This is a genomic window from Streptomyces sp. NPDC020299, assembly GCF_044387825.1.
Lineage (GTDB): Bacteria > Actinomycetota > Actinomycetes > Streptomycetales > Streptomycetaceae > Streptomyces.
In genome coordinates this window covers 148,467-175,299 of the sequence record NZ_JBIRWL010000015.1, presented here as the reverse complement: position 1 = coordinate 175,299, position 26,833 = coordinate 148,467, and the positions used below count along the sequence as shown (strand labels likewise).

Here is a 26,833-nt window from a genome sequence, read left to right as displayed (position 1 = left end):
TGCCCGCAGCTACGCGGGCTGCGCTGCTGGGCGGGCGGCAGCCGCACCGACCTCAAGGGGCGCGGGACTGTGTCGATGTGCGGCTCCGCCGCGTGGGCGCGACCAGCCACGACGGAGCCGCAGCCACCGAACCGCCGTCACCCCTACGGCGAGTAGCCGGGCTCGGGCTTCAGCCCTTCACCGCTCCGGTGAGCATGCCCTTCTTGAAGTGCTTCTGGACGAAGGGGGACAGGAAGGCGACGGGAAGCAGGGCCATCACCATGACCGCCATCTGGATGGCCAGCCCCGACAGCTGGCCGGTCCTGATGGCCTGGCCCAGACCGACCGGCTGCTGCTGCCGCTGGACGAGCTGGATCATGACGTTCTGCAACGGCATCTTGTCCTGGTCGTTCAGGTAGATCGAGGCGTTGAACCAGGCACTCCAGTACCCGACGGCGTAGAACAGCGTGATCACCGCGAGGACGGCCCGCGACAGCGGCATGACGATCTGCCAGAGGATACGGAAGTCACCGGCGCCGTCGATGCGCGCGCTGTCGGTGAGTTCCTGCGAGATCCCCATGAAGAAGCCGCGCAGCACCAGGATGTTGAAGACGCTCACCGCGCTCGGCAGGATCAGCGCGAGGTAGGAGTCCATCAGGCCGAGGGACTGCACCAGCAGATAGGTGGGGATGAGGCCGGCGCTGAAGAACATGGTCGCCAGCAGCGTCATCAGGATCCAGCGGTGCCCGAGCGAGCCGCTGCGGGACAGACCGTAGGCGCACAGGACGGACACCGTCATCGAGAACAGCGTGCCGACCAGGGTGATGAGGATGCTGACGACCGTGGCCCGGGTGACCTGGCCGCCGCTGAGCAACTCCTTGTAGGCGATGAAGGTGATGCCCTTGGGCACGATCACCAGACCGCCCGCCTCGTCGATGGTCTTCCGCGAGGAGAGGCTGGTGACGACCACGATCCACAGCGGGAAGAGGACCGCCAGGCAGGCGAACGACAGGACCAGGCCCTTGCCCGCGAGGCCGGCCTTCGAGGGCTCTTCCTCCCATGCCGGGCGTTCGGGCGCGGCCCACCGGTTCGGCCTGCTCGCCGGTTTGTCGATGACGGTGGTCATTTCTTGTACACCCCCTGCTCGCCCATGAGATGGGCCACCTTGTTCGCGGCGAGGACCAGGCCGATGCTGACCACGCCCTTGATCAGGCCGGCGGCGGCCGCGTAGCCGAAGTCCTGGTTGCGCACACCGGTCCACCACACGAAGGTGTCGAGGACCTCCCCGGCGTCCGGTCCGACGGCGTCGCGTTGCAGCAGTATCTGTTCGAACCCGACGGTCAGGGCGTCGCCGACGCGCAGCACGAGGAGCAGCGCGATCACCGGGCGCAGGGCGGGAAGGGTGACGTGCCACATGCGGCGCCAGCGGCTCGCGCCGTCCATCGCGGCGGCTTCGTAGAGGTCCTGGGGAACCGAGGCCAGCGCGGCGAGGAAGACGATGATCCCCCACCCCGCGTCCTTCCACACGCTCTGCGCGGTGACCAGGAAGGGGAAGGTGTGCGGGTCGGTCATGATGTCGAAGCCGTCGTAGCCGTGCTGCCGCAGCAGCTGCGCGAGCATGCCCGCGCCGCCGAACATCTGCTGGAAGACGGCGATGACCAGTACCCAGGAGAAGAAGTGCGGCAGGTACAGGACGGCCTGCGCTACGGCCCGCACCCGGGGCCGGACCACGCTGTTGATGAGCAGCGCGAGCAGGATCGGGATCGGGAAGAACAGCACGAGCTGGAGGAAGAACAGCAGCAGGGTGTTCTGGACGGCGCTCCAGAAGTCGGGGTCCTGGAAGATCCGCTGGAAGTTGTCCAGGCCCACGAAGGAGCTGTGCAGGATGGAGACGATGCCGTTGTCGCTGATGTAGGGGTCGTAGTCCTGGAAGGCGACGACGTTGCCGAGGATCGGCAGGTAGTTGAAGACCAGGAGCAGCACGACGGCCGGCAGCGTCATGAGGATCAGGACGCGGTCGCGTCTGAACCTGAGCCGCAGGCCCAGCTTGCCGGAGCCTTGTTTCTCCCGGGTGCCGGTGGCGTCGGCGGACGCCACCGGGGTCTTCTCGAGCATGCTGGCCTCGGCACCGCTGCGAGGCACCGTGCTGTGGGACACGGCTGTTCTCCTTGCCTCAGAACCTGGTCAGCTCGCCGCCGAGCCGTTCTCGTCGAGCAGCTTCTTGTACCAGTCGCGGAGCTTGTCCCCGCCCTTGCTCTTCCAGTCCGAGATGGCCTGCTGCATGTCGCTGATCTTCTTGTGGCCGCGGACGATGTCGTCCTCGAGCTGCTCGAAGTTGTCGCTGAGGTTGGTGTAGCGGGAGGGCTCGACGACCTGCATGCCCCAGAAGGACGACTTCTTGGTGTGGGAGCCGACCCGCTGCTGCCACTCGACCATGCCCTTGGTGTAGTCCGGGAGGTCGGGGTGCGCGATGGTCGCGGCGGGACTCGCGACCATGACGAAGGCGTTGACGACCTCGTTGTTGCCCTTGTCGTTCTTGACGGGCAGGCCGTTCTTGAGCGTGTAGTGCGTGCCCTCGACGCCGTAGTTGGTCATCATCCACTCCTTGGTGCCGTACGGCGCCGCGGTGACGTCGGCGACCGCCAGCACGTCGCGGATGACGGACTCGGAGGCCTTCTTGCTGACGAAGGCGAAGATGCCGGCCGGGTTCGCGGCCCAGAACGTCGGGGTACCGCCGTCGTGGGCCCACAGGTCCATGCCCCAGACCTTGAAGTCGGGGTTCTGGGTGATCTGGGAAGCCTGCCGCCCGTACCAGTTGGAGATGTCGTCGTTCCAGATCAGGAACTCGCCCTTCGCGAACAGGGGGGCCGGGTCGCCGATCTGGCTCTTGCCCAGCCTGAACTGGGGATGGACGTAGCCGGCGGCCAACAGCTTGCGCGCCCACTCCAGCGCTTCCAGGTACTCGGGGGTCTCGATGCGGTTGATCATCTTGCCGTCGACCATGGTCCAGCCGAGCGACTTCTCCCCGCCGCTGATCACGCCGAAGGTGTTGAACGCGGTCCACTTCATGTCACCGCAGGCCCAGCGCTTGGCCTTGGGAGCGTTGATCTCCTTGCACAGGGCGGTGAATTCGTCTGCGGACTTCGGGACCTCGTAGCCCTCCTTGTCGAAGATGTCCTGACGGTAGAGGGGCACGATGTTCTGGACGTACGGAGCAGGCATCGGCAGGCCCATCAGCTTGCCGCCGAAGATGGAGCGCTGCCAGGCGTCGGTGGGGATCGCCGCGAGGTTGGCGTACTGCTTGACCTTGTCGCCCGACAGGTAGGGGCCGAGGTCGGCGAACTTGCCGATGATGGCGCTGGGTATCCGGCCGGTCATGTTCCAGCCGGGGACCACCACCACGTCCGGGATGTCGCTGGAGGCGAGCACCGCGCCGAGCTTCTGGTCGTAGGTGTTGCCGTCCTGGTTGCGCCACTGGACGTCGACACCGGTCAGCGCGTTCATCGACGTGTAGTAGGGGTTGTCCTGCTTGGGCGGCGAGCCCCAGTACGGCGCCATGATGGTGACCTTGCCGCCCTTGCCGAGCTTCTTGGACACCGAGGTCTTGAGGGTGGCGACGTCGAGCTTGGCGGTGAAGCCCATCGCCGAGCCGTTCTTGGACGGGATGTCAGGGTTCACCACGCTGCTGGCCACGTAGGCGGGCAGGATCTTCTTGGCGTTCTTGCCCGACGTGGTTCCGTCCCGCGACCCGCTGTCCGACCCCCCGCAGGCGGTCAGCAGCGGCATCCCTCCCGCCACCGCTGCGGCGGCGACCGCCGTGGAGGCGAGGAAACTTCTCCGGCTGGCCCCGGAGGCGGCGGAGGCGGCGTTCGGCGTCATTGCGTCAACCCTTCATGGCACACCAGGACACCCGGCGGGAGGCCGTCGGCTGCGGTGTCTCGAGTGGAACTGGCTGAGCTGAAGCGGTTCGCAGCTGCTCTGGCGAGTCGTCGAAGCGCTTCGATGTTGCTGCGAGGTTAAGTGAACACCTGGGGGTGCACAAGGGTCGATTCCAAGATTCCTCCGGGGTGCGCGCGCGCCCGACAAGCCTCATATGCGGCTTGAAATGCCGGTGAGAAGTCAGAGTTGGTGCGCCGAAGAGGCTTGACACCCACCCGCATGTCGAATGAGCATCGAAGCGCTTCGAAAGCGCCTCGCCGCTCCATCTCAAGGGGAACCCGCCCGTGACCGAACACACGCCGCCCTCGCCGCCCTTCCGCGATCCGCAACTGCCGTTCGCGAAGCGCATCGACGACCTGCTGTCGCGGCTCGCGCTGGACGAGAAGGTCGCCTTCCTGCACCAGTTCGCGCCCGCCGTGGAACGGCTCGGCGTCGCCGCGTTCCGCACCGGCCAGGAAGCGCTGCACGGCGTGGCCTGGATGGGTCCGGCGACGGTGTTCCCGCAGGCGGTGGGCCTCGGCGCGACCTGGAACCCGGAGCTGGTCCGCCGGGTCGGCGACGCGGTGTCCAAGGAGGTGCGGGCGATGCGCGCCCGCGACGACCGGGTCGGCCTCAACGTCTGGTCCCCGACCGTCAACCTGCTGCGCCACCCGCTGTGGGGCCGCAACGAGGAGGGCTACTCGGAGGACCCGAAGCTGACCTCGGCGATCGCCACGGCCTACACGCACGGCCTGCGCGGAGATCACCCGGTCTACTGGCGCACAGCGCCGGTCCTCAAGCACTGGCTCGCCCACAACAACGAGACCGACCGGGCCGTCTCCTCGGCCTCCGTCCGCCCGCGCGTGCTGCGCGAGTACGATCTGCGGGCCTTCAAGGAGACGGTGGAGGCGGGCGCGGTGGCCGGGGTGATGCCCGCCTACAACCTGGTCAACGGGCGCCCCAACCACCTCTCCCCGCATCTGCGTGAGCACCTGCGCGCCTGGACCGACGAGGACCTCCTGGTCTGCTCGGACGCGAGCGCACCCTCGAACCTGGTCGACTTCGAGCACTACTTCGACACCCACGAGGAGGCCACCGCGGCCGCCCTGCTGGCCGGTGTCGACAGCTTCACCGACCACGGCACGGACGGCTCGCAGATCGTCGCGCGGGTGCGCGGGGCGCTCGACCGCGGCCTGCTGACCGAGGCCGACATCGACACCGCCGTCCGCCGTCAGCTGTCGGTCCGCTTCCGGCTCGGCGAGTTCGACCCGCACTACGACCCCCACCTGGGCACCGGCGAGTTCGACACCCCGGGACACCGCGCGCTCGCCCAGGAGGCGGCCGAGCAGGCGGTGGTCCTGCTCAAGAACGACGACGGCCTGCTGCCCCTCGCCCCGGACACCCGCGTCGCCGTGGTCGGTCTGCTCGCCGACGAGTGCAAGCTGGACTGGTACAGCGGCACCCTCCTGCACCGGTCCACACCTCTGGAGGGCCTGTACGAGCGGTTCGGCGCGGAGCGGGTGGAGTTCGCGGAGGGCGTGGACCGGGTCCTGCTCAAGACCTCCGCCGGTACGTTCCTGCACGTACCGCCCGCCCCCGAGGCCCCCGACGAGGTGCGCGGCGCCGAGGGCGCCCTGGACCCGGCCCTGCTCGCCGGCCGCACCGATCTGCCCCCGCTCACCACCGACGCCACCGGCACCGAGTTCGCGCTCGTCGACTGGGGCGAGGGCGTGCTGACGCTGCGCGCGCCCGACGGCCGCTATCTGTCGGTCGCCGAGGACGGCCGTGTCCGCGCCTCCGCCGACCAGCCGGGCGGCTGGGTCGTGCAGGAGACGTTCCGCCTGGAACGTCACGGCGACGGTCACCTCCTCAGGCACATCGGTACGGGCCGCCATGTCTCGGTCTCCGCGGACGGAGTAAAGGTTGCCGATGACAATCCGGAAATCCTGGAGCTCATCGTCACCGAACGGGCCGAGGACGCAGTAACGCAGGTCACGTCGCGGGCCGACGTGGTCGTGGTGGTGGCGGGCAACGACCCGCACATCAACGGCCGCGAGACCGAGGACCGTACGACCCTGAACCTGCCCGCCCACCAGGAGCGGCTGCTGCGCGCGGCGCGGGCCGCGAACCCGAACACGGTGCTGGTGCTGACCTCGGCGTACCCGTACGCGGTGGACGTCGCGCGGCTGCCCGCCGTGCTGTGGACCGCGCACGGCGGGCAGGCCGCCGGCACCGCCCTGGCCCGTGTCCTGGCCGGTGACGTCTCCCCCGCGGGCCGTCTGCCGCAGACCTGGTACGCGGCCGACGCCGACCTGCCCGACCTGCTCGACTACGACGTCATCGGCGCCCGCCAGACGTACCTGTACCACGAGGGCACGCCCCTCTTCCCCTTCGGCCACGGCCTGTCGTACACGTCCTTCACGTATGCCGACCTGGCGGTCCGGCCTGCGGACGACGCGGTGCACGTGTCGTTCACGGTCACGAACACCGGTGACGTCACGGCGGACGAGGTCGCCCAGCTCTACACCCGCGCGGTGGACCCGTCGGCCGTCCGCCCGCGCCGTGAGCTGGCCGCCCACCGCCGGGTCACCCTGACCCCGGGCGAGCGGGCGGAGCTGAGCTTCGCGGTGCCCCTGGCCGCCTTCGAGTTCTGGGACGTGGCGCAGGGCCGGTGGTGCCTGGAGGAGGGGCCGTACGACCTCCTCGTCGGCGCCTCCAGCGCGGACGTCCGGCTGCGCGCGACCGTCCACCTCGACGGCGAGAGCGCCGCCCCGCGCGCGGTGCTCCGGCGCGGCCTGGAGGCGGCCGACTTCGACGAGCAGTCCGGCGTCGCTCTGGTGGACCGTACGAAGGTGTCGGGGGACGCGGTGACGCCGGCGGACTCAGGCTCCGCCGAACTGGTCTACCGCGACTGCGACTTCGGTGACGGCGTGACGGAGGTGACGGTCCAGGTGGCGGGTGAGGGCGTGGTCGAGCTGTCGCTGGACGGCGGCCCGGTGCTGGCGGCCCTGACGCTCGAGGAGCCCACGGCCGGCCCGTACGACTACACCTCGCTCGGCGCCGGGATCGTCGCCGAGGGCGTGCGCGACGTGCACATCGGACTGCGCGGCCCGGTGCGGCTCGCGCGCGTCGGCTTCTCCGGTTGAGGGTCCGGACGAAGCCGGCACAGAGAAGGGGCCCGGCACCGGAAGACACCGGTGCCGGGCCCCTTCGGGGCGCTCGGGGCGACCCAGGGTCTGTCCGGCGGATCATGCCGCAGACGCGGGGCTTGGCACGCCCACCAGTGCCGATGAGGCACCGTCCATTTCCTGCGGCCTGATCCGCCGGACAGACCCTAGAGGGCGAGCCCGGTGAGGACCAGCACGCGCTCGTACGTGTAGTCGTCCATCGCGAACTTCACGCCCTCGCGGCCCACGCCGGACTGCTTGGCGCCGCCGTACGGCATCTGGTCGGCGCGGTAGGACGGGACGTCGCCGACGACCACGCCGCCGACCTCGAGGGCGCGGTGGGCGCGGAAGGCGGTCTGCAGGTCGTGCGTGAACACGCCCGCCTGGAGGCCGTACTTGGAGTCGTTGACGGCGGCGAAGGCCTCGGCCTCGCCGTCCACCTTCCGCACGGTGAGGACCGGCCCGAAGACCTCCTCGCAGGAGATGGTCGTGTCGGCCGGTACGTCGGTGAGCACGGTCGGCGCGTAGGAGGCGCCATCGCGGTCACCACCGGTGAGGAGGGTGGCCCCCGCCTCGACGGCCTCCTTCACCCACGACTCGACGCGCTTGGCGGCGTCCTCGCTGACCAGCGGGCCCACGTCGGTCTTGTCGTCGCCCGGGTCGCCGGTGACCTGGGCCTCGACGGCGGCGACGATGCGCGGGAGGAGACGGTCGTAGACGGACGCGTCCGCGATGACCCGCTGCACCGAGATGCAGGACTGGCCGCCCTGGTAGTTGGAGAAGGTGGCGATACGGGTGGCGGCCCAGTCGAGGTCCGCGTCGGAGGCGTAGTCGCCGAGGACGACCGCGGCGCCGTTGCCGCCCAGCTCCAGGGTGCAGTGCTTGCGCGGCACCGAGTCCATGATCGCGTAGCCGACCTTCTCGGAACCGGTGAAGGAGATCACCGGCAGCCGCTCGTCCTGGACGAGGGCGGGCATGCGGTCGTTGGCGACCGGGAGGATGCTCCAGGAACCGGCCGGCAGGTCGGTCTCGGCGAGCAGGTCGCCGATGATCAGGCCGGAGAGCGGGGTGGCGGGCGCCGGCTTGAGGATGATCGGGGCGCCGGCGGCGATGGCCGGGGCGATCTTGTGGGCGCACAGGTTCAGCGGGAAGTTGAACGGCGCGATGCCGAGGACGACGCCCTTCGGGAAGCGGCGGGTGAGCGCGAGGCGGCCCTGGCCACCGGCGTCGGTGTCGAGGCGCTGGGCCTCGCCGCCGTTGAAGCGGCGGGCTTCCTCGGCGGCGAACCGGAACACGGAGACGGCGCGGCCGACCTCCCCCCGGGCCCACTTGATCGGCTTGCCGTTCTCGGCGGAGATCAGCTGGGCGATCTCCTCGGAGCGCTCGGCGAGGCGCTTGCTGACGTGGTCGAGGGCGGCGGCGCGTACGTGGGCCGGGGTGGCGGCGAAGTCCTCGCGGACGGCGTGTGCGGCGGCGACGGCCTCTTCGACCTGGGCGTCGGTCGGCACGCTGACCTTGCCGACCAGGCGGCCGTCCCAGGGGGAGGCGACGTCGAAGGTGTCCTCGCCGGTGACCTGGCGGCCGGCGAGCCAGAAGGCGTGGGTGGAAGTCATGTGCGTGTTCCGGCCCTTCCGTGTTTCGGGGGTGACTTTGTCGGGTGTCCGGGTCCCACGGTAGGGCGGGGGCGGCGGGAGAGCGCTTGTCCGTGTCGTACGGGTGCGGGTCGGCTGTACGCCGGTTTGGCGTGGTCGGGGCTGGGGCCCGGTCTCCTCGCCCCCGCCGCCCCTACCCATTCCCATCCCCAGGGGCTCCGCCCCTTCGACCCCGCCAGGGGGCTGCGCCCCCTGAACCCCCCTTCGGCCTGAACGGCCTCGTCCTCAAACTCCCCCAGAGCGGGCACCCCAGACGGGCTGACAAGAGCGGGCCGTGCCTCCCAGCCCATCCGCACGGTGCTAGTCGGTCGACGTGGCCTTCAGCGCCAGCCACAGCTCCATGCGGACGTCCGGGTCGTCCAGGGAGCGGCCGAGGATTTCCTCGACGCGGCGCATCCGGTAGCGGAGCGTGTGGCGGTGGACGCCGAGGTCGGCCGCCGCCGCGTCCCACTGGCCGTGGCGGGAGAGCCAGGCGCGGAGGGAGGCGACCAGGTCACCGCGGCCCGTGGCGTCGTGTTCGTGCAGCGCGCGCAGCAACCCGTCCGCGAACGCCTTCACCGCGTCGTCGGCCAGCAGTGGCAGTACCGAGCCGGCCGCCAGTTGTTCGTGTTCGACCAGTACGCGGCCCCGTCGGCGGGCGACGGACAGTGCCTGCTCGGCCTGCTTGTAGGCGGCCGCGGCGGCGATCGGCCCGGCGGGCGCGGACAGCCCCACCACCGGCTCGCCCTCGTCGGCGCCGCCCTGCTCGGGCTCGGCCCGCGCCGTCTCCAGCGCGGCCGCGTACTCCGCGCAGGCGGCCACCGCGGCGCCGCCGTCCGCGGCGAGCACCACCAGCCGCTCCCTCTCCGGCACGATCAGCACGGCCTCCCCGGAACGGGCGGCGGCGGACTCCACCGTCTCGGCCAGCCCGCCCAGCGGGTCCCCGCCCGTATCGGCGGCGGTGAGCATGGTGGCGACGATCATCCGGAAGGGCGCGTCGAGGAGCCCGCCGTACAGGTCGCCGGCGACGGCCCTCGCGTGGTCCGGCTCCCCGGCGAGCAGCATGCGCAGCACGGCCGCGCCGACCCGCTGCTCGGCCGCGTGCAGCGACCGGGAACGTTCGGTGGTGAGGGTGAGCAGGGCGATGGCGGAGTGGACGGCGTACCGCTCGGCCGTGCCGAGGGCGGCGGCCGTGCCCACGGCGAGCGCCGCGCGCGGTCGCCGGCCGGTGCCGAGGGTGTGCAGCTCGACCCGGTCGTCGTGGTCCGGGAGGCCGACCACCGACGAGGCGGGCGCGGGCCGGTCTCGCAGCCGCTCCACGTCCGCGGTGATCCGGGTGGCCCGCCGGCCGGCCCATTCCGGCGCGGTGGCGACGACGGCGCCCGAGGCGTCGTACAGCGCGGCCCAGCCGTCTACCTGGGTGGCGAGCGCGCCGAGCAGCCCTTCGGGGCCGGCGCTGAGTGCTTGCCTCGTGAGTTCCCGCTGGGCGGCGAAGCCGGCGGTCACCGCCCGGTACTGCTCGGCGGCGATGGCGGCGGACACCGCCTTGCTGATCGCGAGGAAGGGGGTGCGGCGGGGCACCTCCAGCAGCGGCAGCCCTTCCTGTTCGGCGGCGTCGACGAGGGCCTTGGGGATCTCGTCGTAGTTGACCCCGATGGCGAAACCGAGCCCGACGACACCCGCGCCGACCAGCCGCTTCACATACCGCCGCATCGTCTCCGGGTCCTCGGCGTCCAGCTTGAGCGCGGTGATCAGCAGCAGCTCGCCGCCCTCCATGTAGGGCACGGGGTCGGCGAGCTCGCTGACGTGGGCCCAGCGGACGGGCACGTCGAGGCGGTCCTCGCCCGCGCGCACGGTGAGCTTGAGCGCGGAGTGGTGGACGAGCGAGGCGAGCGTCGGGGGCATGGGGCCTTCAGGTCTGGGGAGATCGGGTGATCATTGTGATCTTTTGGCCGTGGCGTATGAACGGCCTATGCCGATTCTGCCTCACCGTACGGTCACCCGCCGACCTTATGTACGCACCTCCGTACGTGCCTCCGTACGTGCCTCTGTACGTGCCTCCGTAGAGACCTCAACCACGCAGATCCACCAGCAGCGGCGGGGCGTGCTCGCCCTTGACACTCGTCAGCGACAGCACCGCGTGCCCCGGGGGTACCGCGTGCGCCAGCTCGGACGCGGACCACCGCTCCCGCTCGACCTGTTTGGTCGTCACGGCGTCCGTGGTCACGGCCTTGCCGGTCACCAGCTTGCGCAGGGCGTGGATCGCCCGGGTCATCGGCTGGTCCGCGAAGACGGTGTGCTTGGCGACCTCCTTCGTCTCCACCCACTCGGTGCCCCAGGCATGGGCGAACCGGCTGCCGTCCCAGGTCGTGACGCCGGAGAACGCCATACGGCACCCGACGGCGCCCAGCAGCGGGCCGTGCAGCGCCTCCGGCACGTCGGCGATCGAGCGCAGCGCGAGGACGACGCCGGCGTTGTCGGAACGCAGCCGCTGGATCCGGCGCACCGACTCGGCGGTGACGGCCCCGGTGGCGTCGTCGAGCACCAGGCACGCGAAGTGGCGGCCCCGCCCCTCGCGCACGACGGTGTGGAACTGCGCGAGGACGAGCCGGGTGATCAGCCGGGACGCCTCCTCGTGCCCGCGCTCGGGCAGATCGATACGGACCCGCAGCGGGTGATGGGCCACGGCACGCAGGGAGAAGGACCGGCCGACGCCCCCGGCGCCGAAGAAGTCGGCGAAGACGGGCCGGTCGAGGAGTGCGAGCCGGTCGGCGAGCGCCGGTCCCGTGTCGGCCGCGGCCCCGGTCTGGCGCATGCGGGCGTCTAGTTCACGGCGCATCACGGCGTGCCGGTCGTCCGTGAGCGCGGCACGCAGGGACGACAGCGCCGACTGCTCCCCCTCCAGGAGTTCACGCAGCACCGGCAGCGGCGGGAAGTGCCCGTGCACGGCCCGGTAGGGGCCCAGCAGCTGGGCGAGCGCCGTGGCGGCACTCTGGCTGCTGACGGTGTCGAGATCGCCCACCAGGGCCTCGGCGAGGAACGCGGCGGCCTCGTCGGGGTCGTCGGACTCCGCGTACGGATCGAGGTCGTGGACGGACGCCGGGTCGCCGATGCGCACCACGACGTCGTAGGCCGAGTCCGGGCCGAGCGGGGATCCGGCGGCGGAGACGGCGACCAGGGCGCACCGGCCGGTGAGCGCCTGCAGCGCCAGCGACTCGGTCACCGGCCCGACCACGTGCCTGGTCTTGCCGGAGCCGGGCGGCCCCACCAGCAGCAGCGAGGTGGCGAGAACGTCCGGGCCGACGGCCGCGCCGGCGTCGTGATAGGCGCGCGGGGTCCGCTCGCCCGGCGTCCACCGCCCGATGCGCACCTGTCCTTCGAGCAGGTCGTGCCGGGCGGTGCGGGCGGGCAGGTCCCGGCCTCCGGACGGGTGCGTCCAGGCCGCGGCGCCCTGCCGTAGCACGGTGTCCGTGAAGGCGGCCGGGCTCGCCTGGCTCCTGGCCCGCGTCCAGGCGTGGGCCACGCGCGCGCAGTCCACGTCGTTCATCCGGCCGCCGGCCACTTCGGCGGTGAGCAGCTCGGCCGCCTGGTGCTGGCCCGCGTCGCGGAGTTCGGGCCAGTGCGACCGCGGCAGGTCCGCGGCCGGTGCCGTGGTGGGGTGGGCGGCGGCCCGGCGACGCTCGGCGAGCTCCTTCGCGTACGTCCACCAGCCGCCGGCCCGGGCGAACGGCCAGAGGACCAGCACGGTGACGAGTGTGTAGAGGCTGTCGACGAACAGCTCGGAGCTGAACAGGTCGTAGCCGCCCGCGACCAGGGCGGTGAGGGCGAGCAGCGGGTCGAAGACCGGTACGGCGTCCCAGCCGACGACCGGGAAGGCGCCCGGGAAGACGAGGCTCAGCGCGCCGAGGGCGCCGACGGCCGCGAGCAGGGCCCGTACGGGCTGCGGGCGGCGGCCCACGAAGTGCCGGACGACCTCGGACCAGCTGCCCAGCCGGACCACGGCGTAGACGAGGACGGCGAAGAAGGCGCCGTCGTAGACCACCAGGGCCTCGTGGCCCTGCCACTGCCGGGGCGAGACGGTCCCGCCCCACCACCAGTCGTCCGGCGTGAACAGCTTCAGCAGCGCCCACTCGTAGGGCAGGCTGCCCTGGCGCCACAGGGACCACACGAGCAGGGCCACGACGAGTGGGATCAGGAGGCCGACGACGGTGATCGGGGGGAGCCGGTCCGGCGTCCGCGCGTCCTTGGGCGGCCGGTGGCCGAGGCGCCAGATGCCGGGCGCGGCGGCGGGCCGGGGTTCGTCGAGCCAGTCGGCGACGGCCGACCGGTGCCCCTCGGTCCCGGGAACGCCCGGAGGCCTCGGCGGCATCGCCGGGACGTCTTGCGGTCCCGCCGGACGCGGCACAGGATTCGCATGCGTACCCCGCGCGTCCCGCGTCCCGTCGCTGTCCATCTCCCTTGCCCCCTGAGCAGCCGTTTGGTCCACCATCAGCGAGTCAATCTAACGCCCCGGCCTGGGGAGTTCACCGCTTACGCGGCCGAGAGGAGGCCGAGAGAGCGGACGGAGCCCCGGGGACGCCCCGCGAGCGGGCCCGGACCGCCATGTCCACCATGTCCACCACGGACAACATCGATTCCCGACAACGCCCACATGGAGCATGCCCGCCCCCCTCTCGCCGACCTAGCCTGCGAAGAAGAGAAGAAGGCAAGAGTCGTCAAGGCCGTAGAACCACCAGGAGCCCCCCATGAGCGCACTTCCGCAGGAGCGCCGCGTCGTCACCGCCATCCCCGGTCCGAAGTCGCAGGAGCTGCAGGCCCGCCGTACCGCCGCGGTCGCGCAGGGCGTGGGCTCCGTGCTGCCCGTGTTCACCGCGCGCGCGGGTGGCGGGATCATCGAGGACGTCGACGGCAACCGTCTGATCGACTTCGGTTCCGGCATCGCGGTGACGAGCGTCGGCGCGTCCGCCGAGGCCGTCGTACGCCGGGCCTCCGCCCAGCTCGCCGACTTCACCCACACCTGTTTCATGGTCACCCCCTACGAGGGCTACGTGGAGGTCGCCGAGGCCCTCGCCGAGCTCACCCCGGGTGACCACGCCAAGAAGTCCGCCCTGTTCAACTCGGGCGCCGAGGCCGTCGAGAACGCCGTCAAGATCGCCCGTGTGTACACCAAGCGCCAGGCGGTCGTCGTGTTCGACCACGGCTACCACGGCCGGACCAACCTGACGATGGCGCTGACGGCGAAGAACATGCCGTACAAGCACGGCTTCGGTCCCTTCGCGCCCGAGGTCTACCGGGTGCCGGTGGCGTACGGCTACCGCTGGCCGACCGGCCCGGAGAACGCCGGCCCCGAGGCCGCCGCGCAGGCCATCGACCAGATCACCAAGCAGGTCGGCCCGGACAACGTGGCCGCGATCATCATCGAGCCGGTGCTCGGCGAGGGCGGCTTCATCGAGCCGGCGAAGGGCTTCCTGCCCGCGATCCGCAAGTTCGCCTCGGACAACGGCATCGTGTTCGTCGCCGACGAGATCCAGTCCGGCTTCTGCCGTACGGGCCAGTGGTTCGCCTGCGAGGACGAGGGCATCGTCCCCGACCTGATCACCACCGCCAAGGGCATCGCGGGCGGCCTGCCGCTGGCCGCCGTCACCGGCCGCGCCGAGATCATGGACGCCGCGCACGCGGGTGGCCTGGGCGGCACCTACGGCGGCAACCCGGTCGCCTGCGCCGGTGCGCTCGGCGCCATCGAGACGATGAAGGAGCTCGACCTCAACGCCAGGGCGAAGGACATCGAGGCGGTCATGAAGGGCCGCCTGACCGCCATGGCCGACAAGTTCGACGTCATCGGTGACGTCCGCGGCCGCGGCGCGATGATCGCGATCGAGCTGGTCAAGGACCGCGCCACCAAGGAGCCGAACCCGGAGGCGACCGCCGCGCTCGCCAAGGCCTGCCACCAGGAGGGCCTGCTGGTCCTGACCTGTGGCACCTACGGCAACGTGCTCCGCTTCCTGCCCCCGCTGGTCATCGGCGAGGACCTCCTGAACGAGGGCCTCGACATCATCGAGCAGGCCATCGCGCGGATCTGAGCCACCGGTCCGCACCGGTGACGGACAGTGAACCCACAGCTACGGCAGGCCGTGTGAAGAACGTGTGCGAGGTGGATGACGGGACGCGGTTTCACCTGTCCTGGCGCCACCCGCTGCCGTAGGTTCTCACCAGATGAGAGATACACCCCGCCCACAGGGGACTGTGGGTGACATCAGGCCGGGGCCTCCCCAGCTTCGACCTGGTCGTGCCCTCGCGCACACAACCGGGGCCTCTGGCTCCGGATCTCCTCACCGATCGGACAGTCGCCCGCCCCAAACCCCCCGGGGCGCGCGACGATCCGGTCCGGACGGCCATCCCGGAACTCCCCCCCCTGTTCCGGGGTGGCCGACCTCCTTTCTTCTCTCTTCCTTCCTCCTTCTCCTGGGCCTGCCGGCCCTCCTTTTCGCGTTCCTCACCTGGCAGGTCGTCAGCGACGGCCCCTTGGTGCGGCTCGACGAGCGGCTGAGCCGCGCCCTGGTCCATCCGGACCGCTTCTCGGAGTTCCTCGCCGATCTCGGCAACGTCCAGGTCGCGGTGCCCGCTCTCGCGCTCGCGCTGGTGTACGCGGCATGGCGGGGCCGCGCCACTGGTACGGACCGCTGGTGGCTGCCGCCCGCCGCGGCGGCCGTCCTGATGGCGCTGGTCCCGGCGGTCGTCGTCCCGGTGAAGGACTGGGCCGCCCGCCCGGGCACCCCGGCCATGCCGCCGAGCGTCGGCTACTACCCCTCGGGCCATACCGCCACAGCGGCCGTCGCGTACGGCGCCGCGACCCTCCTCCTCCTCCCTTGGCTGCGCTCGGCCCCGGCCCGCCGCGCGCTGGTCGCCGGCTGCGTGGCCCTCGTGCTCGGCGTCTCCTTCGGCCTGGTCCGGCGCGGCTACCACTGGCCGCTGGACGTCGTGGCCAGCTGGTGCCTGTGTGCGGTGCCGCTCGCCGGGCTGCGGCTCGTGCTCGTACTCGCGTACGACCGAAGCGGGCGCCGGAGTCCGCCGGCGTGAAGGTCAGCGGTATCCCCGTCGTTGGTTCCCCCGGTCAGCGGTCCCCCTCGGTGGCCAGTCCGGCCGCCGCTTCGTGCATCGCCAGTTCCAGCAGCGCGGGATCGGTCAGCGTCCCCGAGCCGTCCGGCGGCACCAGCCAGCGCACGGTCCGCGGCGCCCGGCCCGGGTGCGGCACGACGATCCAGGTCCCGGGTCCGGCGGTGCGGATGCCGGTGCCGAGCCAGCGGGCCGCGGTGCCGGGCGGGACCAGGAAGCCCACCCGTGAGTCCCCGAAGTCGGCCAGCACCGGTCCCGGCTGGTCGAGGATGCGAGTGAGCACGTCCAGCGTCGGGTAGCCGAGCGCGCCCGGGAGTATGAGCACGTCCCAGGCCCTGCCCGCGGGCAGCAGGGCGAGCCCCGGCGGGTTGCGCTCCCATTCCCAGCGGCAGGCCTCGGGATCCGGTGCGACGGATGCCAGCCACTCGAGCGCCGTCCTGGCCCCAGTCATGAGAAGACCTCCCTCTCGTGCGTGCCCCACGAACGTGGTTCACGAGGGAGAGGGAGGTCTCCCGGCGGGCATTACGCGGGTTCCGGTACCCCGTTGGAGTGAACCGGGGCACCCCCGCCCGCCGTCCGCCGGCGGTCAGCTGTCGAAGCCCAGCCCCAGTCGGTCCATCGTCTTCAGCCACAGGTTGCGACGGCCGCCGTGGGCGTCCGCGCGGGCCAGGGACCACTTGGTGAGGGCGATACCGGTCCAGGCGAAGGGCTCGGGCGGGAACGGCAGGGGCTTCTTGCGGACCATCTCCAGCTCCGTCCGCTCGGTGCGTTCCCCGTCCAGCAGGTCCAGCATCACGTCGGCGCCGAAGCGGGTGGCGCCGACGCCGAGGCCCGTGTAGCCCGCCGCGTACGCCACCTTCCCCTGGTGGGCGGTGCCGAAGAACGCCGAGAAGCGCGAGCACGTGTCGATCGCGCCGCCCCACGCGTGCGTGAAGCGGACGCCCTCCAGCTGCGGGAAGCAGGTGAAGAAGTGCCCGGCGAGCTTGGCGTAGGTCTCCGGGCGGTCGTCGTACTCGGAGCGGACGCGCCCGCCGTAGTGGTGGATCGCGTCGTAGCCGCCCCACAGGATCCGGTTGTCGGCGGACAGCCGGAAGTAGTGGAACTGGTTCGCGGAGTCCCCCAGGCCCTGTCTGTTCTCCCAGCCGATCGACGCCAGCTGCTCGGCGGACAGGGGCTCCGTCATCAGCGCGTAGTCGTAGACGGGGACCGTGTAGGAGCGCACGCGCCGCAGCAGGCTGGGGAAGATGTTCGTGCCGAGCGCGACCCGGCGGGCGCGGACCGTGCCGTACGGGGTGCCCACGGCCATGCCGCCGCCGTACGGCTTCAGGGCCAGGGCGGGCGTGTGCTCGTAGACCCGCACGCCCAGCCGGAGGCAGGCCCGCTTGAGGCCCCAGGCGAGCTTGGCCGGGTGCAGCATGGCCACGCCCCGGCGGTCGAACAGGCCCGCCTCGAAGGTGGGCGAGTTCACCTGCTCGCGCACGGCTTCGGCGTCGAGGAACTCGATGCCGTCGGCGAGGCCCTTGTCCTGGAGCTCCTTGTGCCAGTCGCGCAGCTCCCACGCCTGGTAGGTCTCGGTGGCCACGTCGATCTCGCCGGTGCGCTCGAAGTCGCAGTCGATTCCGTGCCGGGCGACCGCCGCCTCGATCTCGTCGAGGTTGCGCTCGCCCAGCTTCTGGAGCGTGTGGATCTCGTCCGGCCAGCGGGTGAGGCCGTTGGGCAGTCCGTGGGTGAGGGAGGCGGCGCAGAAGCCGCCGTTGCGGCCCGAGGCGGCCCAGCCCACCTCACGGCCCTCCAGCAGCACCACGTCCCGCTGCGGGTCGCGCTCCTTGGCATTGAGCGCGGCCCACAGTCCGCTGTAGCCGCCGCCGACGACCAGCAGATCGCAGGTCTCGGTGCCGGTGAGAGCGGGCTCGGGGTGGGGCTTGCCGGGGTCTTCGAGCCAGTACGGGACCGGCTGTGCTTCGGAAAGAGAAGTGATCCAACGGGTCATGGCGCTCGGGGCCATGATTTCAACTCCCCACAGAGTCGATCCGGGTTGTTCCGGTCATGCCTTTTGCTTGTTCCGGCGGTTGGTGATGAGCATCGAGGTCAGGACGAGCAGCACGGCGACCAGGAACATGGCCGTACCGATGACATTGATCTGGACGGGCGTTCCGCGCTGCGCCGAACCCCACACGAACATGGGGAAGGTGACGGTCGAGCCCGCGTTGAAGTTGGTGATGATGAAATCGTCGAAGGAGAGCGCGAAGGACAGCAACGCGCCCGCCGCGATTCCGGGTGCCGCGATGGGCAGGGTGACCCGCAGGAAGGTCTGCACCGGCCCGGCGTAGAGGTCCCGGGCGGCCTCCTCCAGGCGCGGGTCCATCGACATCACGCGTGCCTTGACCGCGACGACGACGAAGCTGAGGCAGAACATGATGTGCGCGATCAGGATCGTCCAGAAGCCCAGCTGAGCGCCCATGTTGAGGAACAGGGTGAGCAGCGAGGCCGCCATGACGACCTCCGGCATGGCCATCGGCAGGAAGATCAGCGAGTTCACGGCCGACCGGGCGCGGAAGCGGTAGCGGACCAGCGCGAAGGCGATCAGGGTGCCGAGCAGCGTGGCGCCGACCGTCGCCCAGACGGCGATCTGGAGGCTGATGGACAGCGAGCCGCACATGTCGGCGACCCCGCACGGGTCCTTCCAGGCGTCCGTGGAGAACTGCTGCCATTCGTAGTTGAAGCGGCCCTTCGGTTTGTTGAAGGAGAACACCGTGACGATGACGTTGGGCAGCAGCAGATAGGCGAGCGTCAGCAGTCCCGCGATGACGACGAGACGGCGCTTGAGCCAGGTGAGCATGGGCATTTAGACCAGATCCTCCGTCCCGGACCGGCGGATGTAGATCGTGACCATGAGGAGGATCGCGGCCATGAGGATGAAGGAGAGGGCGGCGGCCGTCGGATAGTCCAGGATCCGCAGGAACTGCGTCTGGATGACGTTGCCGATCATGCGGGTGTCGGTGGAACCGAGGAGTTCGGCGTTGACGTAGTCGCCGGCCGCCGGGATGAAGGTCAGCAGCGTGCCGGAGACCACGCCCGGCATCGACAGCGGGAAGGTGACTTTGCGGAAGGTGGTCCAGGGCCTGGCGTACAGGTCGCCGGCCGCCTCGTGCAGCCGTCCGTCGATCCGCTCGAGCGAGGTGTACAACGGCAGGATCATGAAGGGCAGGAAGTTGTACGTCAGGCCGCACACCACCGCCAGCGGGGTGGCCAGTACGCGGTCGCCCGCCGTCCAGCCGAGCCAGTCGGTGAGGTCGAGGACGTGCAGCGTGTTGAGGGCGCCGACGACCGGGCCGCTGTCCGCGAGGATCGTCTTCCAGGCGAGGGTGCGGATCAGGAAGCTGGTGAAGAACGGCGCGATCACCAGGATCATGATCAGGTTCCGCCAGCGGCCCGCCCGGAAGGCGATCAGATAGGCCAGCGGGTAGCCGAGCAGCAGGCACAGGATCGTCGCGGCGGCCGCGTAGAAGACGGAGCGCAGGAACTGCGGCCAGTACTCGGCCAGCGCGTCCCAGTAGGTCGCGAAGTGCCAGGTGACCTTGTAGCCCTCCTCCAGGGAGCCCGTCTGCACGGACGTGGAGGCCTGGTAGATCATCGGCAGGGCGAAGAAGACGATCAGCCAGAGGATGCCGGGCAGCAGCAGCCAGTAGGGGGTGAACCGGCCGCGCTTGCGCGGGGGCTTCTTCTCGGGGGCGGCGGGGGCGAGAGGCGGGGGCGCCTCGGTGAGCGTCGACATCAGGCGGCGACCTCTTCCTCGGTGCCCGCATCGATGTCCTGGTCCGCGTCCAGCCCGAACGTGTGCGCCGGGCTCCAGTGCAGGACCACGTCGGCACCGGGGACGAGGCGGCCGTCCCGGTCGACGTTCTGCACGTACACCGCGAACTCGTCGCAGACCGGGGTGTCGATCACGTACTGCGTGGAGACACCGATGAAGCTGGCGTCGGCGATCTTGCCGGTGATGCGGTTGCGGCCCTCCGGGATCTCCCCCGCGTCGTCGGCGTGCGTGAGCGAGATCTTCTCCGGGCGGATGCCCACCAGCACCTTGCCGCCGGCCGCCGCCGGGGCGGAACACCGCGCCTGGGGCAGTACGAGCTTGCCGCCGCCGGCCTTGAGGACGATGTCGTCGCCGTTCCTGGTGTCGACCTCGGCCTCGATCAGGTTGGAGGTGCCGAGGAAGTTCGCGACGAAGGTGGTCTGCGGGTTCTCGTACAGGTCGGTGGGCGAGCCGAGCTGCTCCACGCGGCCCGCGTTCATCACGGCGACCGTGTCGGCCATCGTCATGGCCTCCTCCTGGTCGTGCGTGACGTGGACGAAGGTGATGCCGACCTCGGTCTGGATGCGCTTGAGCTCCAGCTGCATCTGGCGGCGCAGTTTGAGGTCGAGGGCGCCGAGGGGCTCGTCGAGCAGGAGCACCTTCGGGTGGTTGATGAGTGCGCGGGCCACGGCGACCCGCTGCTGCTGGCCGCCGGAGAGCTGGTGCGGCTTCTTGCGCGCCTGCTCGCCCAGCTGGACGAGGTCCAGCATCTCCTCGACCTGCTTCTTCACGGTCCTGATGCCGCGCCGGCGCAGACCGAAGGCGACGTTCTCGAAGATGTCGAGGTGCGGGAAGAGGGCGTAGGACTGGAAGACGGTGTTCACCGGCCGCTTGTACGGCGGCAGGTGGGTGACGTCCTGGTCGCCGAGGTGCACGGTGCCGGAGGAAGGTTCCTCCAGACCGGCGATCATGCGCAGGGTGGTGGTCTTGCCGCAGCCGGAGGCGCCGAGCAGGGCGAAGAAGGAGCCCTGCGGGACGGTCAGGTCCAGCGGGTGGACGGCGGTGAAGGAGCCGTAGCTCTTGCCTATGTGGGAGAGGCGGACGTCGCCGCTGCTGTCAGTCGTCTTCATCGTCGTCACGCCCCTGTGAGCTTCGCGAACTTCTCTTCATAGGCCGTCTCTTCCTTCTGGCTCAGGGAGCGGAAGGCATGGGACCTGGCCTGCATGGCCTTGTCGGGAACGATCAGCGGGTTGTTCGCCGCGTCCTTGTCGATCTTCGCAAGGTAGGGCTTCACACCGTCGACCGGAGACACGTAGTTGATGTAGGCGGCGAGCGCGGCGGCCTGAGCGGGCTCGTAGTAGAAGTCGATCAGCCGCTCGGCGTTCGTCTTGTGGCGCGCCTTGTTGGGGACCAGCATGTTGTCGGTCGACGTCATGTAGCCGCTGTCGGGGATGACGAAGTCGACGTCCGGGCTGTCCGCCTTGAGCTGGACGACGTCACCGGCCCAGGCGACGCAGGCCGCGAAGTCGCCCTTGGTGAGGTCGGAGGTGTAGTCGTTGCCGGTGAAGCGGCGGATCTGGCCCTTGTCGACGGCCTTCTGGAGCCGGGCGATCACCGCGTCGAAGTCGTCGTCGCTGAACTTCGCGGGGTCCTTGCCCATGTCGAGCAGCGTCATGCCGATGCTGTCGCGCATCTCCGACAGGAAGCCGACGCGGCCCTTGAGCTTCGGGTTGTCGAGAAGGTCGGAGACCGACTTCACCTCGATGCCGTCGAGCGCCTTCTTGTTGTAGGCGATGACGGTCGAGATGCCCTGCCACGGGTAGGAGTAGGCGCGGCCGGGGTCCCAGTCGGGGTTGCGGAACTGCGCCGACAGGTTGGTGTAGGCGTGCGGCAGGTTGGAGGGGTCCAGTTTCTGGACCCACCCCAGGCGGATGAGGCGGGCGGCCAGCCAGTCGGTGAGGACGATGATGTCGCGGCCGGTGTCCTGCCCCGCGGCGAGCTGCGGCTTGATCTTGCCGAAGAAGTCGTTGTTGTCGTTGATGTCCTCGGTGTACTTGACCTCGATGCCGGTCCGCTTGGCGAACGCCTCCAGCGTGGGGTGGTGCTTGCCGCTGTCGTCGATGTCGATGTACTCGGTCCAGTTGGAGAAGTTGACGACCTTCTCCTGGGCCGAGTGGTCCGCGGCGGACGTGCCGCCCTGCGTCCTGCCGGCCGCCGGGATCCCGCAGGCGCTCAGCGCCCCGAGACCGCCCAGGGTGAGCGCGCCGCCCGTGGAGGCGCGCAGCAGCGACCGGCGGGTCATGGCAGCCCGGCCGTTGCGGAGGCTGCGCCGCATCGCGGCCACTTGGACCGGCGTCAGGCGGCCGGGCTCGTACTGCTCCATGCGCGTGGTGCCCTTTCGGAAGGGTGGGTCGGGCCCGCCGTGGTCGTCCGGCGGCGGCCGGTCTTCGCTATCGGTCCCCGAAGATCGTGCGGTGCCAGTCCTTCCGGACCACCGCTGTGTTGTCGAACATGACGTGCTTGACCTGGGTGTATTCCTCGAACGAATACGCCGACATGTCCTTGCCGTAGCCGGACTGCTTGTAGCCTCCGTGCGGCATCTCGCTGATGATCGGAATGTGGTCGTTGACCCAGACGCACCCCGCCTTGATCTCGCGGGTCGCGCGGTTCGCGCGGTAGACGTCCCGGCTCCACGCCGAGGCGGCGAGGCCGTAGGGGGTGTCGTTGGCCAGCCGGATGCCCTCATCATCACCGTCGAACGGGAGCACGACCAGCACGGGACCGAAGATCTCCGCCTGGACGACTTCGCTGTCCTGCGGTGCGTCGGCGATCAGGGTGGGCCGGTAGTACGCGCCGTTCGCGAGGTCCCCCTGCGGAGCCTCGCCGCCGGCCACCACGCGCGCGTAGCCACGCGCCCGGCTGACGAAGGCGGCGACGCGGTCGCGCTGGACGTGCGAGATGAGCGGGCCGAGGTCGGTGCCGTGGGCGAACGGGTCGCCGAGCCGGACACTGTCCATGAGGGCGGCGGTCCGCTCGACGAACGCCTCGTAGAGCGGGCGCTGCACGTACGCGCGCGTGGCGGCGGTGCAGTCCTGCCCGGTGTTGATGAGCGCGCCCGCGACGGCGCCGTGGACGGCCGCCTCCAGGTCGGCGTCGTCGAAGACCACGAAGGGTGCCTTGCCGCCGAGCTCCAGGTGGAGGCGCTTGACGGTGGCGGTGGCGATCTCGGCGACCCGCTTGCCGACGGCGGTGGACCCGGTGAAGGAGGTCATGGCCACGTCCGGGTGGCCGACGAGGTGCTCGCCGGCCTCCCGGCCGGTGCCGGTGACGATGTTGATCACCCCGTCCGGGATGCCCGCGTCGGTCGCCGCCTGGGCGAAGAGCAGTGAGGTCAGCGGGGTCAGCTCGGCGGGCTTCAGCACGATGGTGTTGCCCGCGGCGATCGCCGGGAGGATCTTCCAGGCGGCCATCTGGAGCGGGTAGTTCCAGGGCGCGATGGAGCCGACGACACCGATGGGTTCGCGGCGGACGTACGAGGTGTGGTCGCCGGAGTACTCACCGGCGGACTGCCCCGCCAGGTGCCGGGCGGCGCCCGCGAAGAAGGCGGTGTTGTCGATGGTCCCGGGGACGTCGAACTCCCGGGTGAGCTTGAGCGGCTTGCCGCACTGGAGGGACTCGGCGCGGGCGAAGTCCTCGGCGCGGTCGGCGATCACGGCGGCGAAGCGGTGCAGCGCGTCGGAGCGCTCGCCCGGGGTGGTCGCTGCCCAGGCCGGGAAGGCCTCGCGGGCGGCGGCCACGGCCGCGTCGACGTCGTCCGTCCCGGCCAGCTCGTACGTGTACACGTCCTTGCCGCTCGCCGGGTCGACCACGGCGTGCGTGCGGCCGGAGGTGCCCGGGGTGAGGCGTCCGGCGATGAACTGCGCGCCGTCCGCGAGGCGCTCCTGCGCGGGGAATCGTTCCGGGGTGGCGGTGCCCGGGTTGTGCATGTCGCTCTCCTCGGCCGTCGCCCCGTCCCGGGGGGCGGGTGGCGTAGCTCCAGCTCGATTTGAGTGCCGATCCTGACAGAGCGGAGGGACTCCAACAAGTGATTCCGTTGTTGCCTTTTGGTTACGCGACGGAATCTGTCGACCAGGTGTCGAGTGGGCGCGGTAAAGGGGGGACGGAGTGTCAGTGGTGCGTGCCAGACTCGCGTGCATGGGGAAGATCGATGGTGTGGAAGCCCTGATCAGGGAGGTCCGCACGGGGGCGCGGGTCAAGTACCTGCACTTCTGGGGGCACCGGCCGCGGCCGGACGGGCGGGTCGGCGCGAGCTGTCTGAGCCAGTGGTGGCCGTCACCGTTCGTGGTGGACGGGGTGGAGTACGCGACGGCCGAGCACTGGATGATGGCCGGCAAGGCGCGGCTCTTCGAGGACGCCGAGGCGGAGCGCCGGGTGCTGGCGGCCGGGCATCCCTCGCAGGCCAAGAAGGCGGGGCGGCTGGTGCGCGGCTTCGACGAGGCGATATGGGAGCGCGAGCGGTTCGGGATCGTGGTCGAGGGCAGCGTCCACAAGTTCGCCGCGCACGATGATCTGCGGGAGTTCCTGCTGAACACCGGGGACCGGGTCCTGGTGGAGGCGAGCCCCGTGGACCGGGTGTGGGGCATCGGCCTCGCGGCGGACCACGAGGCGGCGGCGGACCCGGAGCGGTGGCGGGGGCCGAACCTGCTGGGGTTCGCGCTGATGGAGGCGCGGGAGAGGCTGGCGCAGGGGGCCTGAGCGTCAGGCCGTCGCGGCGTAGAAGGCGATCGCCGCGAAACCGAGGACGATGCCGGCGGCCCCGCAGATGATCCCGGCCAGGGCCTGGCCGCCGTTGGTCGCCTCACCGCGGCGCGCCTTGCCGCGGCCGATCCCGCCGAAGATCACCGCCAGTACGCCGAGCACGATGGCCAGCGGCCACAGACAGAAGCAGAGGGCGGCCAGGATGCCCAGCGACAGCGCCGCCGTGCCCATCCCGTTGCTCGGCATCGGCTGCATACCGGGCCAGCCGTATCCGGGCCCGGCCGGATAGCCGTACGGGAGCTGTCCGGGGCCGTCGGGGGCTATGGGTGGCGGCGGGACGGGGCTGTACAGGTGCTGCGGGGTGGTCGCGGCAGGCGGGGCGAAGGGGTTCGCGGGCGGGCTCCACGCCACGGGCGCGGCCGGGGCGGCCCAGGCCGGCGGCGCGTCCGGAAGAGAGGTGACGGTCCGCTGGTCGTGGACGAAGGGCGATGCGGGGCTGCCCGCGGCACCGGAGACGGCGGTGTCGCCCGGGCCGGGACGGGAGGCCGGGGCCGCCCAGGGACCGGGGTCGGTCCGCGGGGCGCCGGACGGTGCGGGAGCGCCCGCGGCACCGGAGACGGCGGTCTCGCCCGGCCCGGGAACGGCGGCCGGAGCCGCCCAGGGACCGGGGTCGGCCCGCGGGGCGTCGGACGGTCCGGGCGCGGTCCGGTCCGGGACTCCCGGCTTGTCCAGGGGCACGCCGGGTCCCGAGCCGCGGTGTTCCCGGTCCACCGGCGCCTGGCGCGGGGGCACGGAGTCCGCCGGCACGCTGTCGACGTCCGGTGCGGGTGCGCCGGGGGCAACGGTCTCGCCCGGGCCGGAGTGGGAGGCCGGGGCCGCCCAGGGACCGGGGTCGGCTCGCGGGGCGTCCGGCGGTGCGGGCGCCGTCCAGGGGGAGGCGGGCGCGGCCGGGGCTCCGGGCTTGGTCAGGGGCACGGCGGGTCCTGGACCGTGATGTATTCGGTCCACTTGCGGCTGGCCCGTGGGCACACGGTCCGCCGGCGCTTTGTCGACGGGCGGTGCGGGTGTCGCCCGTGGGGAGGCGGCCTCGGGCTCGGCTCCGGGCTTGGTCAGGGGTACGCCGGGTCCCGGGGCGCCAGGTCCTCGGTCCGCGGGCACGCGGTCCGCCGGTGCGGGGTCGCCCGCTTCCTGGCCCGGGAGGGGTTCCGCGGGGTTTCCCGGAGCCTGTGGCGCCTCTTCGGGCATGGTCGGCGGTCCCCTCTCGTCGGCGTGCCGTCATCGTAAGGCCGGTCCACGCTCGGTACGGGCCCGGCCTACGATGATCCCCGAGTCACCGATCAGCCGATCACCCGCGCCCGGACCCCGGTCCGTGGGCGCCGTTCCGGGGAGGAACCTTGACCGACTTCAGCGCCGTACCCGCCGCCGGCACCGCCGACCGCGGCCTGCACGCCTTCATCGCGGGGCTGCCCAAGGCCGAACTGCACGTCCACCACGTCGGCTCCGCCTCCCCCCGGATCGTCTCGGCACTGGCGGCCCGCCACCCCGACTCCAAGGTCCCCACCGACCCCGAGGCCCTGGTCGACTACTTCACCTTCACGGACTTCGCGCACTTCATCGACGTGTACCTGTCGGTCGTGGACCTGATCCGGAACCCGGAGGACGTCCGGCTGCTGACGTACGAGGTGGCCCGCGACCTGGCCCGGCAGCAGGTACGGTACGCCGAGCTGACCATCACCCCGTTCTCCTCCACCCGGCGCGGCATCGACGAGGCCGCCTTCATGGACGCCATCGAGGACGCGCGCAAGGCGGCCGAGGCCGAGTTCGGGACCGTGCTGCGCTGGTGCTTCGACATTCCCGGCGAGGCGGGCCTGGAGTCGGCCGAGGAGACGGCACGGCTGGCCACCGACGACCGGCTGCGCCCGGAGGGCCTGGTCTCCTTCGGTCTGGGCGGCCCCGAGATCGGCGTACCGCGCCCGCAGTTCAAGCCGTACTTCGACCGGGCCATCGCCGCCGGGCTGCACTCGGTGCCGCACGCGGGCGAGACCACCGGCCCGCAGACGGTGTGGGACGCCCTGACCGAGCTGGGCGCCGAGCGCATCGGGCACGGCACCAGCTCCGCGCAGGACCCGAAGCTGCTCGCCCACCTCGCCGAGCACCGCATCCCGCTGGAGGTCTGCCCGACCTCCAACATCGCCACGCGCGCGGTCCGCACCCTCGACGAGCACCCGATCCGGGAGTTCGTGCGGGCCGGGATCCTGGTCACGGTCAACTCCGACGACCCGCCCATGTTCGGCACCGACCTCAACAACGAGTACGGGGTCGCCGCCCGCCTCCTCGAGCTCGACGAGCGCGGCCTCGCCGACCTCGCGAAGAACGCCGTCGAGGCGTCCTTCCTGGACGCGGCGGGCAAGGCCAGGATCGCCGGGGAGATCGACGCCTACACCTCGGCGTGGCTCGCTTCCTGACCCCCCGCA

18 protein-coding genes and 1 pseudogene are annotated in these 26,833 nt (G+C 71.2%); 5 read left to right on the top strand and 14 right to left on the bottom strand.

Translation table 11 applies throughout. The features are described 5' to 3' along the window. Positions 1 to 169 precede the first annotated feature (169 nt). The 3 genes from ACH45E_RS32970 to ACH45E_RS32960 are packed head-to-tail and all read right to left on the bottom strand — an operon-like array spanning position 170 to position 3,858. Complete coding sequence (locus ACH45E_RS32970; protein WP_361447081.1) at positions 170 to 1,105, bottom strand: carbohydrate ABC transporter permease; 936 nt, start codon at positions 1,103 to 1,105, stop codon at positions 170 to 172. Continuing rightward, positions 1,102 to 2,136 carry an ABC transporter permease subunit gene (locus tag ACH45E_RS32965; protein ID WP_361447083.1) on the bottom strand — a complete coding sequence of 345 codons (1,035 nt, stop codon included), beginning with the start codon at positions 2,134 to 2,136 and terminating at the stop codon, positions 1,102 to 1,104. The genes ACH45E_RS32970 and ACH45E_RS32965 overlap by 4 nt, the downstream gene beginning before the upstream one ends. A 27-nt stretch (positions 2,137 to 2,163) precedes the next feature. Further along, a complete protein-coding gene (locus tag ACH45E_RS32960) occupies positions 2,164 to 3,858 on the bottom strand; it encodes an extracellular solute-binding protein (RefSeq protein ID WP_361447085.1) in 1,695 nt (564 codons plus the stop codon). 344 nt (positions 3,859 to 4,202) lie between these two features. Between ACH45E_RS32960 and ACH45E_RS32955 the strand changes: the two genes are divergently transcribed. After that, positions 4,203 to 7,043 carry a glycoside hydrolase family 3 C-terminal domain-containing protein gene (locus tag ACH45E_RS32955; RefSeq protein WP_361447087.1) on the top strand — a complete coding sequence of 947 codons (2,841 nt, stop codon included), beginning with the start codon at positions 4,203 to 4,205 and terminating at the stop codon, positions 7,041 to 7,043. Positions 7,044 to 7,231: 188 nt separating this feature from the next. On the opposite strand, the gene ACH45E_RS32950 is transcribed toward ACH45E_RS32955, so the two are convergent. From ACH45E_RS32950 to ACH45E_RS32940, 3 genes are all read right to left on the bottom strand, one after another. Next, positions 7,232 to 8,677: an aldehyde dehydrogenase family protein gene (locus tag ACH45E_RS32950; RefSeq protein ID WP_361447089.1), complete on the bottom strand. Its 1,446-nt coding sequence runs from the start codon at positions 8,675 to 8,677 to the stop codon at positions 7,232 to 7,234. Between the two features lie 339 nt (positions 8,678 to 9,016). Beyond that, positions 9,017 to 10,600, bottom strand: a complete 1,584-nt coding sequence (locus ACH45E_RS32945; RefSeq protein ID WP_361447091.1) for a PucR family transcriptional regulator — start codon at positions 10,598 to 10,600, stop codon at positions 9,017 to 9,019. 166 nt (positions 10,601 to 10,766) lie between these two features. Next, positions 10,767 to 13,148 (bottom strand): ATP/GTP-binding protein, encoded by a 2,382-nt coding sequence (locus tag ACH45E_RS32940; protein ID WP_361447093.1) that lies wholly within the window; start codon positions 13,146 to 13,148, stop codon positions 10,767 to 10,769. Positions 13,149 to 13,440: 292 nt separating this feature from the next. Here ACH45E_RS32940 and gabT point away from each other — a divergent pair, with 292 nt between their 5' ends. Beyond that, positions 13,441 to 14,775 carry a 4-aminobutyrate--2-oxoglutarate transaminase gene (gabT, locus tag ACH45E_RS32935; RefSeq protein ID WP_361447095.1) on the top strand — a complete coding sequence of 445 codons (1,335 nt, stop codon included), beginning with the start codon at positions 13,441 to 13,443 and terminating at the stop codon, positions 14,773 to 14,775. 163 nt (positions 14,776 to 14,938) lie between these two features. Continuing rightward, positions 14,939 to 15,772 (top strand): phosphatase PAP2 family protein, encoded by an 834-nt coding sequence (locus ACH45E_RS32930; RefSeq protein WP_361447097.1) that lies wholly within the window; start codon positions 14,939 to 14,941, stop codon positions 15,770 to 15,772. A 34-nt stretch (positions 15,773 to 15,806) separates the two neighbouring features. On the opposite strand, the gene ACH45E_RS32925 is transcribed toward ACH45E_RS32930, so the two are convergent. From ACH45E_RS32925 to ACH45E_RS32895, 7 genes are all read right to left on the bottom strand, one after another. Then, positions 15,807 to 16,259 (bottom strand): hypothetical protein, encoded by a 453-nt coding sequence (locus tag ACH45E_RS32925; RefSeq protein ID WP_361447099.1) that lies wholly within the window; start codon positions 16,257 to 16,259, stop codon positions 15,807 to 15,809. Positions 16,260 to 16,394: 135 nt separating this feature from the next. Beyond that, positions 16,395 to 17,813, bottom strand: coding sequence for an FAD-dependent oxidoreductase (locus tag ACH45E_RS32920; protein WP_361447101.1), 1,419 nt, complete (start codon positions 17,811 to 17,813; stop codon positions 16,395 to 16,397). Positions 17,814 to 17,852: 39 nt separating this feature from the next. Further along, positions 17,853 to 18,653, bottom strand: a complete 801-nt coding sequence (locus tag ACH45E_RS32915) for an ABC transporter permease (protein WP_361447103.1) — start codon at positions 18,651 to 18,653, stop codon at positions 17,853 to 17,855. After that, positions 18,654 to 19,583 carry an ABC transporter permease gene (locus ACH45E_RS32910; RefSeq protein ID WP_361447105.1) on the bottom strand — a complete coding sequence of 310 codons (930 nt, stop codon included), beginning with the start codon at positions 19,581 to 19,583 and terminating at the stop codon, positions 18,654 to 18,656. Next, a complete protein-coding gene (locus ACH45E_RS32905; protein WP_361447107.1) occupies positions 19,583 to 20,740 on the bottom strand; it encodes an ABC transporter ATP-binding protein in 1,158 nt (385 codons plus the stop codon). Before ACH45E_RS32905 ends, ACH45E_RS32910 begins: the two co-directional genes overlap by 1 nt. Beyond that, positions 20,737 to 21,984, bottom strand: a complete 1,248-nt coding sequence (locus ACH45E_RS32900) for a spermidine/putrescine ABC transporter substrate-binding protein (RefSeq protein WP_361447109.1) — start codon at positions 21,982 to 21,984, stop codon at positions 20,737 to 20,739. The genes ACH45E_RS32905 and ACH45E_RS32900 overlap by 4 nt, the downstream gene beginning before the upstream one ends. A 67-nt stretch (positions 21,985 to 22,051) precedes the next feature. Continuing rightward, complete coding sequence (locus ACH45E_RS32895; RefSeq protein WP_361447111.1) at positions 22,052 to 23,587, bottom strand: gamma-aminobutyraldehyde dehydrogenase; 1,536 nt, start codon at positions 23,585 to 23,587, stop codon at positions 22,052 to 22,054. A 208-nt stretch (positions 23,588 to 23,795) separates the two neighbouring features. On the opposite strand from ACH45E_RS32895, the gene ACH45E_RS32890 reads away from it, so the two are divergent. Then, positions 23,796 to 24,356 (top strand): NADAR family protein, encoded by a 561-nt coding sequence (locus tag ACH45E_RS32890; RefSeq protein ID WP_361447113.1) that lies wholly within the window; start codon positions 23,796 to 23,798, stop codon positions 24,354 to 24,356. A 3-nt stretch (positions 24,357 to 24,359) separates the two neighbouring features. Here ACH45E_RS32890 and ACH45E_RS32885 read toward each other — a convergent pair whose 3' ends face one another. After that, entirely contained in the window at positions 24,360 to 25,334 is a 975-nt protein-coding gene (locus ACH45E_RS32885) for a hypothetical protein (protein WP_361447115.1), read from the bottom strand. 369 nt (positions 25,335 to 25,703) lie between these two features. On the opposite strand from ACH45E_RS32885, the pseudogene ACH45E_RS32880 reads away from it, so the two are divergent. Next, positions 25,704 to 26,824 (top strand): annotated as a pseudogene (locus tag ACH45E_RS32880) (adenosine deaminase). Positions 26,825 to 26,833 lie beyond the last annotated feature (9 nt).

Excerpts from the sequence above, each read along its gene's own strand:
- ACH45E_RS32895 (WP_361447111.1), bottom strand. The coding sequence starts at position 23,587 with ATGCACAACCCGGGCACCGCCACCCCGGAACGATTCCCCGCGCAGGAG.
- ACH45E_RS32920 (WP_361447101.1), bottom strand. The coding sequence starts at position 17,813 with ATGGCCCCGAGCGCCATGACCCGTTGGATCACTTCTCTTTCCGAAGCA.
- ACH45E_RS32890 (WP_361447113.1), top strand. The coding sequence starts at position 23,796 with ATGGGGAAGATCGATGGTGTGGAAGCCCTGATCAGGGAGGTCCGCACG.
- ACH45E_RS32925 (WP_361447099.1), bottom strand. The coding sequence starts at position 16,259 with ATGACTGGGGCCAGGACGGCGCTCGAGTGGCTGGCATCCGTCGCACCG.
- ACH45E_RS32940 (WP_361447093.1), bottom strand. The coding sequence starts at position 13,148 with ATGGACAGCGACGGGACGCGGGACGCGCGGGGTACGCATGCGAATCCT.
- ACH45E_RS32900 (WP_361447109.1), bottom strand. The coding sequence starts at position 21,984 with ATGGAGCAGTACGAGCCCGGCCGCCTGACGCCGGTCCAAGTGGCCGCG.
- ACH45E_RS32970 (WP_361447081.1), bottom strand. The coding sequence starts at position 1,105 with ATGACCACCGTCATCGACAAACCGGCGAGCAGGCCGAACCGGTGGGCC.
- ACH45E_RS32950 (WP_361447089.1), bottom strand. The coding sequence starts at position 8,677 with ATGACTTCCACCCACGCCTTCTGGCTCGCCGGCCGCCAGGTCACCGGC.
- ACH45E_RS32960 (WP_361447085.1), bottom strand. The coding sequence starts at position 3,858 with ATGACGCCGAACGCCGCCTCCGCCGCCTCCGGGGCCAGCCGGAGAAGT.
- ACH45E_RS32910 (WP_361447105.1), bottom strand. The coding sequence starts at position 19,583 with ATGTCGACGCTCACCGAGGCGCCCCCGCCTCTCGCCCCCGCCGCCCCC.
- ACH45E_RS32945 (WP_361447091.1), bottom strand. The coding sequence starts at position 10,600 with ATGCCCCCGACGCTCGCCTCGCTCGTCCACCACTCCGCGCTCAAGCTC.
- gabT (WP_361447095.1), top strand. The coding sequence starts at position 13,441 with ATGAGCGCACTTCCGCAGGAGCGCCGCGTCGTCACCGCCATCCCCGGT.
- ACH45E_RS32915 (WP_361447103.1), bottom strand. The coding sequence starts at position 18,653 with ATGCCCATGCTCACCTGGCTCAAGCGCCGTCTCGTCGTCATCGCGGGA.